Below are 14,199 nucleotides of genomic sequence, written 5' to 3' on the forward strand. Positions count from 1 at the left end.
ATTGTAATTAACTCATAATTTTGCCTGGAATATCATTCTACTATGTATTTGTGTAATTAATTCTGTCTAACTACTTAAATCTTGCTAAAACTGAGGTAGATTATCCCCACAGTGCTTACCCTTCACGCTGCGCTCAATGCCATTGCTCCTATTGCTCCGGGCTGGTTACGCTCGTGGGTTCCCCCTGAGTGGTTTGAGCGATATAGGGGTTCCGTCTGTCGCTAATAGCAATGCCTTAGCAGAGCCTGTTCCTAAATCTATGCCAAGCACCATTAGGCTAATCCTCAATTCGTGACATTTTCCCAGACTATACTCAAAAGACATCTCCAATAATCAACTTGAAATCCTTGTACCGAGGTAGCTGAAGCTTAATTTTGGGAGATGTTTAATGCTCTGCTTATCCCAATTGGATCGAGCAATTGCTCAATTGTCTGCACTAACATTTCCGGCTCAACCGGCTTGGAAAGATGCCTTTGAAAGCCAGCATCTAGCGCTTGCTGCTGATTGATATCTCCGGCACAGGCAGTAAGTGCGATCGCGGGAATCTTTCCTCCCTGCTCTGTGGATAGTTGTCTGATTTGACCAATCAACTTATAGCCATCAATTTGTGGCATTCCAATATCAGCAATCAAAACATCTGGCTTAGATTCATTAAGTAGTTGTAGCGCATCTGTTGCTGAAGATACAGAGATCACGGTGGCTCCCGCTTGCTCCAAGATACATTGAACTAACTCTAAATTGTCTAGTTCGTCATCGACTGCCAAAATACATAATCTAGCCAAGGGAGAAGTGTGAGCATTGAGTGATAGATTGTCCTTGCGATCGCTGTTTGCCTCTTTGCTTCTGGCTAATAAGGGAAATGTGACAGTAAATGTTGCTCCCTGTCCTTCTACAAAACTTTCGGCTTTGACAGTTCCACCATGTAGCTCAACGACGTGACGCACGATCGCTAATCCCAGCCCTAACCCACCAAATGTTCTCGTAATACTGCTATCGGCTTGTCGAAATGTGTCAAAGACATAGGGAATAAATTCTGGCTGAATCCCTTTCCCTGTATCCCTGACTTGAATTTGAGCAGATGAATCAATCGTTTTTAGCTCAACTTCAACTCTACCTCCAGTTGGGGTGAACTTAATTGCATTGGCGAGCAAATTCCAGACAACCTGTTGCAATCGGGTAGCATCTCCTAACACATCGCCCACATTGAGTTCTAGCTGGGTGTTAATTTGAATGTTCTTCGCTGCGGCGGCTAAACTAACTGTTTCGATCGCGGCTTTAAGAGTTGTTTTCAAATTAATTGGAGTAGAATTAAAACTCAGCTTGCCTTGCAGAATGCGAGAAATATCGAGCAAATCCTCAATCAGTTGAACTTGCAACTGGGCGTTGCGTTCAATCGTTTCGAGAGCTACCGCCGTTTTGCCAGAATCCAGGGTTCCCCTTCGCAGCAGTCGAGTCCAACCCACAATCGGATTCAACGGAGTTCGCAATTCGTGTGACAAGACAGCTAAGAACTCATCTTTAATTCGGTTAGCTGCTTCTGCTTGTGCCCGTGCTTGCGATTCTGACTCGTAGAGCCGTGCTCGGTCGATCGACTGCGCCGACTGCTGTGCCAGTGCCAAAACGAAACCGCGATCGCTCTCACAAAGCTGGGGAACGGTCGAAAAACCGAGCGATAGCCCACCAACGGCTTGTCCTTCAATCAACAATGGCACTGAAATCCAGGCTTCTGAACCAACCTTGGCATAAGCTTCAGCTAAATCAGGATAACGGGCAATTCGGTTTTCGATGGTTTCTACCCAAACAGGTTGCCCAGTTCGCACGGCTTCTGCCAGAGGATAGGGCGCATGAATCGAAAAACTGCGCAGAAATTCTCCTACGTGCTCATACCCGATCGCTTGAATAATCTCCAGTTCGCTTGCCTTCTGGTTTAATACGGCAACCAAACCACAACTTGCTCCCAGTGCGGACATTCCCTGTTCAATAATCACCTGAGCCACTTGAGCCGAGGTTAGCGATTCAGACAAAGCTGTCATCACCGCCAGCAGTCGAGCCGTCCGGTTAGCAGCGAGTTCGGCGGCTAATTTCGCTTGTTGTGTTTCATTATAGAGACGAGCGTTATCAATGGCGATCGCTGCTCGCTGAGCCAAATCTTCAGCCAGAGCAATGTCTTCCAGGCAATAGCGGCGATCGGATTCAGTAAACACCAACGTAATGCTGCCCAACACGCGCCCGCGTGCCTGTAGCGGTGCAATGATGCAGGACTTTAACCCAACTCCACGTATGATTTCCAGGTATTCAGCATTCGGCACTGCCGCAACTAACTGTTCATCTGTAATCTCAATTGCAATTTCAACCTGTCCTGTTTGCATAACTTGAGAAATGCCATACGCCTCATCGAGATGTCTGGGAAAGCGTTGAGCCAACTCCCAGCCAAACTTCACTTTTTCGGGATCTGAATGAGCCACCGCAACCCGATCGATCGTGCGATCGTCATTCAGCAGATCGACACTACACCAATCTGCAAAATAAGGAACTGCCAGCTTTGCAACGCTTTGGAGAGTTTGTTCATACTCTAGTGAAGAGGAAAGGACAGCACTCACTTCCGCTAAAAATGCTGATTGTTGTTGAGAATTTTCTGCTACAGCACGGGCTGCCTGTTCTTGAACAAGTTGTACTCGTTCGTCTTCGGTTTGTTTGCGTTCAGTAATGTCGCTGAAAGCAGCAATGATATTGATAATTTGTCCCTCTGGGTCAAACAAAGGGGAAGCATTGATCGAGAGAATCGTGCGAGTTCCATCGGCATGAGTAATGCCATGTTCAATATTATAAACAGGCTCACCAGTTTGCATCACCCTCGCAAACGGCAGTTCATCTTCTGGGAAAGGATGACCCTCCACGGTTGTAATGAACCAGGATGGATCGTTATAGCCTCGCTCCACAATGTCGCTGAGAGTCAATCTTAAAATCCTCTCTGCTGCCCTATTGGCCGCCATAATCTGTCCGGTAGAATCTAGAATGGTGATCCCATCAGGAATAGTTTGGAAGATGCTGGATAATTGCGCTTCACCCTCACGCAGAGCAGTTTCTGCCTGCTTGCGCTGTGTAATGTCGTGCATCACGACAACTGCACCCTGTTTTTCGCCGTTTGCGGCAATAATTGCCTGTCCAGTTGCTAACAGCATTCGCGCAGTTCCTTGCTGCGGAACAATCATCATTTCCACATCACGAACGTTCTGTCCTTGCAATGCCTGAAACAGGGGAATATCCTCTGTATTCATGCGTGTTTTGCCGTCTGACAAATACAAGTCATAATATTGGGCCCATTGAGCCGCTGGAACTGGCTGCTGAGGTAATCCATGAAAATCTTTAGCTGCTTGGTTAAATACCGTCAATATGCCATCGGCATCGCAAGCCACAATGCCAGCTTGAACGTTGTTTAGGATTGCTTTCAAAAAGTCCTGTTTTTTCTGAAGAGTGGCTTCCACCTGCTGGCACTTAGCGATTTCGGCTTTCAATTGTCGATCGACTTCAGATGTTTCAGTAGTATCTTGGAAGTAAAGAAGTAAGCCATCTTCACTCTTGATGAGGCGAATTCTCAACCACTTGTTGAGTGAGGGGTAGTGTTCTTCAAACTCGATTGCAGTTGGCGTTGCGATCGCTCGATGACAATATTTATATAGTTCAGAGGTAAGATCGACCGAAAATACTGTCCATATATTTTTGCCTATCAGGTGTTGCCGGTTCCTGTTTAAAAGCTGCTCTGCTTTATGGTTGACATAGGTGCAGTGCCACTCTGAATTAATAGAAATGAAGGCCTCAGCCATGCGATCGACTATCACCACAAATCGTGCTTCGAGTGCTTGGCAGTCCGTACATAGCTCTTGAGGAAAATTTACAGTAAGCTCTTCTCGATGATTCAAGGAGTTTGTACGTTCTACATTCATTGCGGTTCGTCCTGCCTATTTACCTATTCTGCCAGTTATTGTTAGGGAATCAAGATATAGTATGCCGAAAACCTCAGCCATTCAGTGTTTAAGCCAAGGGGCGATCGCAAATCATGGGACAGCACCGCTAAAAATTCGTCTTTAATCCGGTTAGCGGCTTCTGCTTCGGCTCATGCAAGGCGATCGCGTTCTCAAAGTTATTCTTTTTCTTGTTATGCTTGCTTGCGCTTTGTTCGCGGATGGGGACGGTGCCTGCGAGAATCGGGCTAGCGTTTCTTTAACACCGAACTCATGCAAACTATGCAACTGCTCAGCAACAGCCTCGACGAAACGTGGCAACTCTACTAAATCTCTGACCTAGACATATTGTGTCATTCCTAATTGAGAATGCCAAATCTAGCAGTTTGGTTATATAAACAAGTTTTAGAAACAACAAAACCCGCTTTGTGGGCGGGTTTTAGGTATGGACACAACTGGACTCGAACCAGTGACCCCTACGATGTCAACGTAGTGCTCTAACCAACTGAGCTATGCGTCCTCACGAATTCCTAATTTAGCACAACCTTCGATCGCCTGTCAAGCATAAATATGAGATTTGTTAGGCGGGCACTTTTGACATCGCCCCTAATGCCCAATCCCCCGCCAAATCTTCACAGTTCGATCGCCCGCACCGCTAGCCAAACTCCCTCCATCAGCACTAAACGCCACCGACAAAACCTCCCCCCCGTGGCCCGTCAGAATTTCCAGTAAACCCCCCGTACCCGCATCCCACAAATAAATCGTGCCATCCCGACTCCCCGTCGCCAAAACCCGACCATCGGGACTGAACGCCACACACAAAACATCCCCAGAATTGTCCCTCATACTCCGCAACAGCGTCCCTCGCCCCTGTGCATCCACCCGCCACAGCTTCGCCGTACCATCCCGACTCCCCGTTGCCAAAATTAATCCTTCTCCTACTCCCCCCCTTACCAAGGGGGGGCTGGGGGGGGTCGGGCCGGCAGGGGACACAGAGGAAGTCAATCCTTCTCCTACTCCCCCCCTTAGTAAGGGGGGGTTGGGGGGGGTCGCAAAAACGATCGCCCGCACCCAATCTCCGTGCTCCGCCAGAGTACAAATCGATCGACCATTTTGCCAATCCCACAACTGCACAGTCTTGTCCCGACTGCCACTAGCCAAAAACTCCCCGCCAGCACTAAAAGCCACCGCCTCCACCCCGCCAGCGTGACCAATCAAAGCCGACATCTGCCTTCCCTTATTCAAATTCCACAACTGCACAGTTTTGTCCCGACTGCCGCTAGCCAAAACCTGACCGTCCCGACTGAAGGCCACAGCATAAACCCTATCCTCGTGACCTCGCAAAGCGTACCACCACTTACCCTTATTCAAATCCCAAATTTGAATTGTTTTATCACGGCTACCACTAGCCAAAGTCGCCCCATCAGGACTAAACGCCACACAAGTCACCCAGTCAGAATGACCCGTAAGAGTGTACCACCGCTTACCCGCATCCAACTTCCACATCTCGATCGTCTTGTCCTCACTGCCGCTAGCTAAAGTCGCGCCATCTGGACTGAAAGCTACCGACGTGACAGCATTAGAATGCCCTACCAGAGTATGAACACACCTCCAAGTAGGCGCGCGTGCGGGCACAACCCGCTGCATCGGCGGCACAGGTAAAATTGTGCCTGCAAGCGTTGGCGGCACTGCATTCTGCACCACAGGCATCCTCTGCGGCATGGAAATAGCAGGGGCCGCCGGAGTCGGAACCTGCACCGCCGACTGCTGCGGCTGCAAATCTTTCAATACCTCAGCTACTGATTTGTAGCGGCGACTGAGACTTGGTTCGATCATTTTGTCGAGGATGCGACTTAATTTCGGATCGATTGGAACTTTCAAAAAGTCTCGCCAAACCCAAACATCTTGATTGATATCGAACAAATCAAAAGGAGATATTTGAGTCAGCAAATAAATGCAAGTTACTCCCAAACTGTACAAATCGCTGGCATAAACCGCTTGACCTCTAATTTGTTCCGGCGCGACGAATTCGGGAGAACCGATGACTGTACCGGTTTCTCTCACACCCTCCACAACTTTTGCAGCGCCAAAATCAACTAAAACTAATTCCCCGGTTAATGTGGGGTAAGTATAAATTATGGGAGTTTGAGAAATGCGGCGCCGGATAATATTGGGAGGTTTAATATCTCGGTGAATTACACTGCGATCGTGCACGAACTGCAATACTGGCAATAAATCCTTCAGCAGACTGAGAATCTGGCTTTCGCTGAAAGGCCCAGCCCGCGCCAACTCTTGCTGTAAATTCTGACCTTCTATAAATTCCTGTACCAAATACTGATAGCGTTCCTGCTGAAAGTGCGCCAGCAGTTCGGGAATTTGCGGGTGTTTCCCCAACTCGTCCAGCCGCACCGCTTCTCGGTTGAATAATTCTGCTGCTTTTTCGCTGCTGCTGGTACCTTGGGATAGGGGGAAAAACTGTTTAATTGCACAGCGCGGTTTTGAGGGTTTGTCTTCGTCTACTGCTAAAAAAGTGCGGCCGAAACCGCCGCGCCCGAGGGGTTTGATGGCGCGGTAACGCTCTCTCAGCAAGAGTTTTGAGCCGCAATTCAGGCAGAATTGGGTACGATCGGCATTTTGCGGGTTTTGACAGGTGGGGTTTAGGCAGTAACTCATAACTGAAGCGAGAAGGAATCAGCAGCATATGTCTATGATACTGAGGCAAAAGGGCGATCGACTCTCGCGTTACAATTATAGTCCTGGACGCACGGGCAACAATACACCGGGTTTTTCACCAAAATATTTGCTTAGAACTTTCAATCTCGGTTCAAAAACCAGGTTTCTTTGTTCGGGTGCATAAGTCCTAAGTTGAAATAAAAAAACTAAAGTCATGACTGCAAACTGGTTAGTAGTCATGACTTCCGTCCTGATAATTTAAGATGTTGCCTTAACTTTCAGAGCATACTCTTTAAACCTTTCCAAGTCAGCCATAAGAGTCGATTCAACTACTCGCGCTAGAAATGAATTGTCCATCAATTTTGCCAGCCAGCCGGGAACTCCATAAGCTACTGTCAGTTTGACAATGCTGCTGTTTTTGCGATCGTAAAATCTTACCGCACCCCGATTTGGCAAACCGTCTACCGATTCCCACTGAATTATCTGATTCGGCACTAATTTGAGAATCCGAGAAAGCCAGCTAAATTCTAACCCGCCAGTTGCGAGTTTCCAGCGCGATAATTCCGGGTTGTCTTCGAGAACGCGAACTGATTCGATCCACTTCATCCAGCGCGGCATTTGCTCTAAATCAGACCAGAGTTGCCACGCTAATTCGATGGGAATTGCCACTTCTACTTGGACGCTGTGTTCTAACCAATCAGTCATGCGATTTTAGATTTTAGATTTTAGATTTTAGATTGAAGAATTGTTGCTTTTTGTTCCCAGGCTATGCCTGGGAACCAGAGAAAACGAGAGACGACTAATGACTAATGACTGTAAGCTTCGAGAATTGCCTTAGCCGCTTGATGGCCTGAAAGTGTCGCTCCTTCCATGCTATCAATGTAGTCTTGCTGAGTGTAACTTCCTGCTAGAAAGAAATTGGCGATCGGAGTTTTTTGAGCAGGGCGGAAAACATCCATTCCCGGTGCTTCGCGATACAAAGATTGAGCGAGCTTAACTACACTGTACCAAGTCATGTTTAATTCCCGCGCTGAGGGGAATAAATCCTGAACTTGCTTGAGTACGTGTTGGGCGATCGCCTCATTGCTTTGTTTAATAAACGGATCTCCCGGTGTCAGCACCAACTGCAACAGCGAACCTTGTCCTTCTTGATAATAATCCTTGGGACTTGTCAGCGCCAAATCGGCAAAACAAGAAAAATCTGCATCTGCTGAATATAGCAAATTATCGATTCCTACAGCGTGGCTCAACTGTTTGCGCTTGGCTTCGTCTTCGAGTTCCGTTACCCAACCGTCGAACCGCAATTGTACTGTAGCAACTGGCACCGCATCTAATTTATAAATGTTGTCAAATTCTGACCATTTGCGCCAAGCTGGGGGCAATATTTTCTGAATTCCCGGCACGTCGCAGGCGAAAACGTAAGCGTCTGCGGTAATATTTTCTTCTGTTTCGCCGTTAGCTACTAGCAAGCCTGTCACGCGGGTTTCTTCGCCTTCTTCAAACTGAATTTCTCGAACTCGGCGCCGCGTGTGGATTTTCGTTCCTTTGCTTTCCAAATATTCCACAATTGGTTTGTGCAAATATTCGTTGGGAGAACCGGCCAGCATCCGCATGACAGAGGCTTCTGTTTTTGATGCAAAGAATTGAAATATTGTCAACATACACCGGGCAGAAATATTTTCAGTGTCGATAAAACCCAGTGCGTAGGCGATCGGATTCCACATTCTTTTGAGCGAGTTTTGGTTGCCACCTTGGCTGCGGAACCAGTCAGCAAAGCTAACTTTATCCAAATCGCGGATAGTTTTCATCGCTCCGTCAAAGTCTATCAAACCCCGGACGATCGGGCTAGTTCCCAGGGCGATCGCATTTTGAATTTTGTCTTGTACGGATAGCTGAGATGTCGTAAAAAATGCCTTCAATCCGTGCAAAGGAGCACCCACGGGAAAGCGAAAATCCAAAGAACCAGTTTCGCCGCCTCGATTGATAAAAGTGTGGACGTGTTCTTTGAGGAGCAAATCGTCAAAAGCCCCCACTTTTTTCATCAGGGCAAATAAGTTATAATAGCAGCCGAAGAAGACGTGCAAACCCATTTCAACGTGATTGCCGTCGGGATCTACCCAACTGCCGACTTTGCCGCCGACAAAGGGGCGGGATTCAAAAATTTCTACTTCGTGGCCAGCATCTACTAAATCGACTGCTGTGGTCATTCCAGCCAGTCCCGCACCTGCGATCGCAACCCGCATTTTACCTATCCTTTACAGTATTTTTACAAATTGTAACAAAATTTAGAATTTCCGAAACATTCAAAGTTCATAAATGCCGATCGACACTTGTATAGCCATCTGAATTCTTGCTAGGACATCGGCACTAATGTGACCGTAAGGGCCTTGTTCTAGGAATGTCTGCCGCAAAGCAGAAACGTTTTCACATACAGCTAGAGAATCAGCTTGCAATCCTCCCTCACCCGCAGGAATCAAGACACGAGTAGGATTTTCTACTCCTGCAAGATTACTTGTGAAAGGAACAACAATTACAGAATCGGTCAGCTCATTGCGGATATCGGGAGAAACCACAACTACAGGTCTTTTTTTGGTATCTCCTAACTGACGCAAAGCTCTTGAAAGGTAAATCTCACCTTGGCGGGGATAAGTTTTCGCTGTTGAGTTAGAGTCCATCACCGATCCATGCTTCTTCTATCTGTTCCTCTACAAAATTAAACCATTCTTTTTCATCCTCAATATCTTCTTGACTGCGGTTTTGATAAAACTTCCGCAACTTATCTTCTATTTGCTTAGCGTACCATAGACGGAGAGCTTGTTCGATCGCCTCCGTCCAATTATCAGTAAGCTGGTCTATTTTATCAGCTAATTCACCATCAAGTGAGACTAACACTTCTCGCTTTTGAGTAGAATTTGACATATTTATTCTCCTGAATAATTCACACAGTAGCGCGCGCAATGCGCACCATACAAATTACTTTTACCTCTTCCTTCTCACAACAGTCAACAGTCAACAGTCAACAGTCAACTAACTTTAAAACATCGGCATCAACTGAAGCGGCCCAATTCCCAACTCTTTAGCAGAAACCCAGCGCACCTCAAGCAAAGCAACCATATCCTTAAACTGAGGCTGACCGCGAGAAGCACCCATCAACCCTTTAGCAATAATCAAACCGCACCAACCGTTCGTTAATTTACAGCGGCGATCCCACTTTTGGCGAGCTTCCTGATGCACCGGATCGTTTTCATTAAACTCCCCAAACAAATACAGATCCCCATTTTTGGTTTGCAAAATACCCAAGTCGTATTGCTCATCCTGAAAAGGATTTTCGCCCGGATTAAAACCAATTGCCTTCACCCCTCCAGCTTCTTTCAAATCCTGGATCATCGTTTTCGCCTTCGGATGAGAAGTTTGGATCATCACCACCGGCAAACCATCTCCGGCGGTATTAATATCACTTTCTGCACCTTGGTGAAACTGGACACTTGCGCGCAGGAACTCTACGGTTTCCCAAGGTACGGCGCCGAGACTCAAAAATGAATTTTGCGGCACCAAATCGTCCCGCAGCAGTGGCATTTCAAATTCATCATCATCGTCATCGTCATCGTCATCACCGAGCATCTGTAATAATTCGTCGGACACATCGGGCATTGTCGAAACTTTAACGGATACCTGTTGAATTTCTCCGTCAGACTGCGGAACCGGGATGCGGTAGCGACTGTTGAGATTGGGAAACGTCTCTGCTCCCAATTTCCGGCGGCCGTTGCGGAAAAAGCGGTGAAATGCTTCGAGAGCAACTAACATCGTGAGGGCTTCTTCTTCGTAAAGAATCGATCGCAATCCTTCTAAAGGATGCAGGTTGCCAAAATTTGGTTCAATTTCCGATGGAGGCAAATCGGCTAAATCAATTTCTTCTTCGTCGTCCTCATCAATATCTGTGGAACTTTCAAAGGTGAGAAACAAACAGTCTTGCCCTAAAAAAGCCTGTTCTAAATCTTCAAAGGATTCATCGTTGACGACTCGTTCTCGAAACCGCTTCAAGGATTCTAGAGAGCGGTACAGTAAAACTCCGTAATCCATTCTGCCTTGCCCCAATACGGACACGTAGAGGCTGGCGACATCCCACTGATTGATTTCAATAGATATAATTTGGTGTTCGCTCAAAGTCCGCCACGGAGCATCTTGCCAAATTTGAGCAGCTTTTTCCATTAAAACTTCAGCATACTGAGGGGGCAACTCAGGAGGTCTGTTGATCGCGACCTCTTCCATGCCGCGAAATATTTCGTCAATTAAGGGCAATTCCGGCACGTAGTCAATGGAAATGCTTAAATCTTGAAGTACGCCCCGCAGATAAAATTGAATTTCTCGGTTTTTGACTACTATTTTTTGGGGCCGACCTGCGGGGGCCGGACTTTGGGGATGTTCCATTGCCCGTAGCAGGGCCCGGACGATCGCCTCTGGGCCGGCATCTGGGCCTACCATGTCCATAGCCCTCACGACGCCTTCGGAGCCATCGACCCAGAGAATGCACTCGCCACCAGCTTCTAGAACGTCATCGTCATCTATCATCAGGTGTGAGTCAGCATTAGATAAGGGTCGGCGATCGCCCTCCCACACGCTGGGAATTTGAGGTAAGTTTTGTAGCCGACGAAGAGTAGTGCGATTCAGCGCTGCCATAGAGTAAGCCCGTTGGGTGAAGCATTGTTGCGGTGCCGGTAGCCGGTCAACCGCTGCTTATCAATCATAAACCCTATAGGGGGAGAGGACATCGAGCTTGGGAACGAGGCCCCACGGGAATTAAAAATTAGAAGCTAAAAATTCGGCCTTCAGCATCTCACCCAAGGCCTTCTGGCGAATGCCTGTACAATGGAGGCATAAGATTAAACTCTTAGCATTAGACAATCTCAGGAGTTCGGCAAATTATGACTCAAGCCACTTCACAAAAGCGTGGAATTCAAATGACGGACTCTGCTGTCCGTCAAGTTTTAGCTCTGAGAGAGAAGCAAGGTAAAGACCTCTGCTTGCGGGTAGGGGTGCGCCAGGGCGGCTGCTCTGGTATGTCTTACGTGATGGATTTCGCAGATCCCAGCACTGTGAAATCCGACGATGAAGTGTTCGACTACGACGGTTTTCAGGTAGTTTGCGATCGCAAGAGCATTCTTTATCTCTACGGTTTGGTTCTCGACTTCAGCGATGCTATGATCGGGGGCGGCTTTCAGTTTACTAACCCCAACGCAACTCAAACTTGCGGCTGTGGCAGTTCTTTTTCTACATAAATTGGAAAAGAGAGCATTGGGGATTGGTAATTGCTAATTGCTGAGAATGCCTCGGACTGCCTTGTTACGTCCCGCACCCCATGCTCTTTTCCATCTAAAATCTCAAATCCAAAATCTAAAATCGAATGACCCCTGAAGAATTGTTTAAAGACGGTTTCGATCGCTACCAAGCTGGCGAAGCCCCGGCTCATCTGATCCCCGTGTTTAAAGAAGTGTGCGAAAAAGCTCCAAAAAATGGCAATGCCTGGGCTAGCCTCGCGTGGCTCTACCTGTTGGAAAATAAAGCTGCACCGGCTCAAAAAGCAGCGAAAACAGCCGTTAAATTGAACCCTCATGACCCCCAAGCTCGCATCAACCTAGCAGTAGCAATCCTCGATCTCAAAGAAAAAGGAGTGCGCCCCCATGTAGAAGTGGCTCAGCAACTCCTGATGGCTTCCGAAGAGTTGCTCGACGAAGTTAAAAAAAATTTTGAAGAAGGATTAAAGAGAAAACCCGACTGGAAGAGTCTCGCCCGCGTTAAACAGTGGCTTCTGGAGCCGTAAGGGCGCAAACCAGTCGATTTGGGGGCGGGGAGCAACGAAACTGGCTTTGGAGTTTATTACGGGATCGTAATAAATCAATAAATAACTTTATGGAAAACTCAGAAAGTCAGTGCTAGTATTTGAAAACTTAGACGATTCACAAACCCGCTCAGCGGTTTTCAGATTTTACTACGATAATACTAGGAGTTGTAAAAACATGAGCAATGACAGCCACGTTAACATCAAACCAGCAACCCGCAACCACAAAGGTTTCTTTATTCAGCCCGCTTCTTACAAATTGATGAGCATCGATAAATCCGGCTGGGCGTTGATTTGTATGGACAAAGCAGTTTGTCACTATGTAGATCCTGATGATTTGCAATTGCCGAATAAATCGGGAATGTCTGAAGGTTAATTCTGAAGTTTTGAGAGACTTTAAGATGCTTTATTTGAGTAGCTGCCCTCCATTGAGGGCAGCATCTTTTTTTGGTTAGTTGACAGTTGACTGTCCCTTGTAACTGGAGTTTAGACTAAAAAAGTAGGATCGCACGTGGCTGCATTACGATCACCCCAGGAAACTCGAAGGGGTGAGAGAGTGGACAACAGAGAAAAAAATACCGGGTCAGCTCATGCCTGAGTTGACCAGGATGACGGAAGATGGGGGAAGTATCACCAACCCCGCTCGACCGCTATGAATGTTGTGACTCAATTGCAAGAGTTTCGTCAAGCCATCTACAAAAATCTCTGCAAAGCGCAAGATGCTACCTTTGAATTAATGGATGCACTCTTACTAACGAGAAAAGCTCAAAGTTTAGCCGATTTATCGTTATCTTGCGTCTTTCGCCGCCAGTGGCCGAGTGTCTACGAGGCACTACAAGATACCCGGCCGGAGCGAGAGCAATTAATGAAACTTTACATCGCACAAATTCAGCCGTCAGAACCGATTGTCTTAGCAGGTGACCATACGAGTTGGTCCAGACCCTCTGCCAAAACCCTTAAAGAACGCACTTACGAACATTCGCCTTCACAATTAGGAGGTCGTCCGGTAACTGTAGGATATGGCTACAGCACATTGGCATGGATACCCGAAGCACAGGGGAGCTGGGACGTGCCATTGAGGCACGAAAGAATTACCAGTTGGGACAGTCCGATTTCTCAAGCAGTCCAGCAATTATCGAGCGTGAGTGCTCACTTGCCACCCTTGAGCGCTATCGTTGTGGGACAGTGAATACGGTTGTGCACCCTTCATCAATCAAACCGCAGAGCTTCCTGTAGATAAACTGATGCGTCTGCGCTCAAATTTATGTTTGTGGGGTACACCTTCTGCCTACGGGGGTCGGGGTAGACCCAAAGTTCACGGCGATAAATTCAAACTCAACGACTCTACAACTTGGAGTTCCCCAGCACAAAAAATTGAGATAAATGACCCAGATTTGGGTCAATTGCGGGTGCGGGTTTGGCACAATTACCATTTTCGTTTATCCCCATCTCATCCGATGTCTGTTGTGCTGGTAGAACGGCTGACGGCCGACGGTTGCGCTACAACGAACAAGCCGATGTGGTTGGCATTTGTGGGATTAAAAATGCCACCACCTGCATCAATTTGGCGGCTTTATTTAAGAAGATTTGCGATAGACCATTGGTATCGTTTTGCCAAAAATCTTCTTCATTGGACTGTTCCTCGGTTAAGTAGGGCTTGCTGAAAATAAGCGAAAAGCTGACTGTACAAGGCTTATAGAAGTCTTACAAGGGCAAAGAGGACACGAA

At 47.2% G+C, this 14,199-nt stretch carries 12 protein-coding genes and 1 tRNA gene; 5 read left to right on the forward strand and 8 right to left on the reverse strand.

All coding sequences use genetic code 11. The features are described 5' to 3' along the window. Positions 1-368: 368 nt before the first annotated feature. The 8 genes from QUA54_RS32080 to QUA54_RS32115 form a co-directional block, all read right to left on the reverse strand. A complete protein-coding gene (locus QUA54_RS32080; RefSeq protein ID WP_333418833.1) occupies positions 369-3,944 on the reverse strand; it encodes a PAS domain S-box protein in 3,576 nt (1,191 codons plus the stop codon). A 464-nt stretch (positions 3,945-4,408) separates the two neighbouring features. Then, a tRNA-Val gene (locus tag QUA54_RS32085) sits at positions 4,409-4,482 on the reverse strand. 86 nt (positions 4,483-4,568) lie between these two features. After that, positions 4,569-6,635, reverse strand: a complete 2,067-nt coding sequence (locus QUA54_RS32090) for a serine/threonine-protein kinase (protein WP_333418835.1) — start codon at positions 6,633-6,635, stop codon at positions 4,569-4,571. 258 nt (positions 6,636-6,893) lie between these two features. Further along, positions 6,894-7,340, reverse strand: coding sequence for an SRPBCC family protein (locus tag QUA54_RS32095; protein WP_172187574.1), 447 nt, complete (start codon positions 7,338-7,340; stop codon positions 6,894-6,896). Between the two features lie 101 nt (positions 7,341-7,441). Continuing rightward, positions 7,442-8,878 carry a 9,9'-di-cis-zeta-carotene desaturase gene (gene zds, locus QUA54_RS32100; protein ID WP_333418837.1) on the reverse strand — a complete coding sequence of 479 codons (1,437 nt, stop codon included), beginning with the start codon at positions 8,876-8,878 and terminating at the stop codon, positions 7,442-7,444. A 60-nt stretch (positions 8,879-8,938) separates the two neighbouring features. Then, positions 8,939-9,310: a type II toxin-antitoxin system PemK/MazF family toxin gene (locus QUA54_RS32105; RefSeq protein ID WP_333418839.1), complete on the reverse strand. Its 372-nt coding sequence runs from the start codon at positions 9,308-9,310 to the stop codon at positions 8,939-8,941. Continuing rightward, the gene (locus QUA54_RS32110; RefSeq protein ID WP_333418841.1) at positions 9,300-9,554 is read right to left on the reverse strand and encodes a hypothetical protein; all 255 of its coding nucleotides are present in this window, start codon (positions 9,552-9,554) and stop codon (positions 9,300-9,302) included. Before QUA54_RS32110 ends, QUA54_RS32105 begins: the two co-directional genes overlap by 11 nt. A 114-nt stretch (positions 9,555-9,668) precedes the next feature. Continuing rightward, positions 9,669-11,312 (reverse strand): DUF6930 domain-containing protein, encoded by a 1,644-nt coding sequence (locus QUA54_RS32115; protein ID WP_333192286.1) that lies wholly within the window; start codon positions 11,310-11,312, stop codon positions 9,669-9,671. Positions 11,313-11,557: 245 nt separating this feature from the next. Here QUA54_RS32115 and QUA54_RS32120 point away from each other — a divergent pair, with 245 nt between their 5' ends. The 5 genes from QUA54_RS32120 (at position 11,558) to QUA54_RS32140 (ending at position 14,135) form a co-directional block, all read left to right on the forward strand. After that, entirely contained in the window at positions 11,558-11,911 is a 354-nt protein-coding gene (locus QUA54_RS32120) for a HesB/IscA family protein (RefSeq protein WP_172187584.1), read from the forward strand. A 125-nt stretch (positions 11,912-12,036) separates the two neighbouring features. Further along, complete coding sequence (locus QUA54_RS32125; RefSeq protein ID WP_333203140.1) at positions 12,037-12,453, forward strand: hypothetical protein; 417 nt, start codon at positions 12,037-12,039, stop codon at positions 12,451-12,453. A 196-nt stretch (positions 12,454-12,649) separates the two neighbouring features. After that, on the forward strand, positions 12,650-12,847 hold the full coding sequence (locus QUA54_RS32130; RefSeq protein ID WP_172187588.1) for a hypothetical protein: 198 nt from the start codon (positions 12,650-12,652) through the stop codon (positions 12,845-12,847). A gap of 276 nt (positions 12,848-13,123) precedes the next feature. Continuing rightward, the gene (locus QUA54_RS32135) at positions 13,124-13,660 is read left to right on the forward strand and encodes a transposase (protein WP_333418843.1); all 537 of its coding nucleotides are present in this window, start codon (positions 13,124-13,126) and stop codon (positions 13,658-13,660) included. After that, positions 13,647-14,135 carry a transposase gene (locus QUA54_RS32140; RefSeq protein WP_333418845.1) on the forward strand — a complete coding sequence of 163 codons (489 nt, stop codon included), beginning with the start codon at positions 13,647-13,649 and terminating at the stop codon, positions 14,133-14,135. Before QUA54_RS32135 ends, QUA54_RS32140 begins: the two co-directional genes overlap by 14 nt. Positions 14,136-14,199: the final 64 nt, after the last annotated feature.

It is taken from the genome of Microcoleus sp. MOSTC5, assembly GCF_036701825.1.
Classification (GTDB): domain Bacteria; phylum Cyanobacteriota; class Cyanobacteriia; order Cyanobacteriales; family Microcoleaceae; genus Microcoleus; species Microcoleus asticus.

Coding starts and splice junctions, on each gene's coding strand:
- QUA54_RS32080 (WP_333418833.1), bottom strand. CDS start 3,944: ATGAATGTAGAACGTACAAACTCCTTGAATCATCGAGAAGAGCTTACT.
- QUA54_RS32090 (WP_333418835.1), bottom strand. CDS start 6,635: ATGAGTTACTGCCTAAACCCCACCTGTCAAAACCCGCAAAATGCCGAT.
- QUA54_RS32095 (WP_172187574.1), bottom strand. CDS start 7,340: ATGACTGATTGGTTAGAACACAGCGTCCAAGTAGAAGTGGCAATTCCC.
- zds (WP_333418837.1), bottom strand. CDS start 8,878: ATGCGGGTTGCGATCGCAGGTGCGGGACTGGCTGGAATGACCACAGCA.
- QUA54_RS32105 (WP_333418839.1), bottom strand. CDS start 9,310: ATGGACTCTAACTCAACAGCGAAAACTTATCCCCGCCAAGGTGAGATT.
- QUA54_RS32110 (WP_333418841.1), bottom strand. CDS start 9,554: ATGTCAAATTCTACTCAAAAGCGAGAAGTGTTAGTCTCACTTGATGGT.
- QUA54_RS32115 (WP_333192286.1), bottom strand. CDS start 11,312: ATGGCAGCGCTGAATCGCACTACTCTTCGTCGGCTACAAAACTTACCT.
- QUA54_RS32120 (WP_172187584.1), top strand. CDS start 11,558: ATGACTCAAGCCACTTCACAAAAGCGTGGAATTCAAATGACGGACTCT.
- QUA54_RS32125 (WP_333203140.1), top strand. CDS start 12,037: ATGACCCCTGAAGAATTGTTTAAAGACGGTTTCGATCGCTACCAAGCT.
- QUA54_RS32130 (WP_172187588.1), top strand. CDS start 12,650: ATGAGCAATGACAGCCACGTTAACATCAAACCAGCAACCCGCAACCAC.
- QUA54_RS32135 (WP_333418843.1), top strand. CDS start 13,124: ATGAATGTTGTGACTCAATTGCAAGAGTTTCGTCAAGCCATCTACAAA.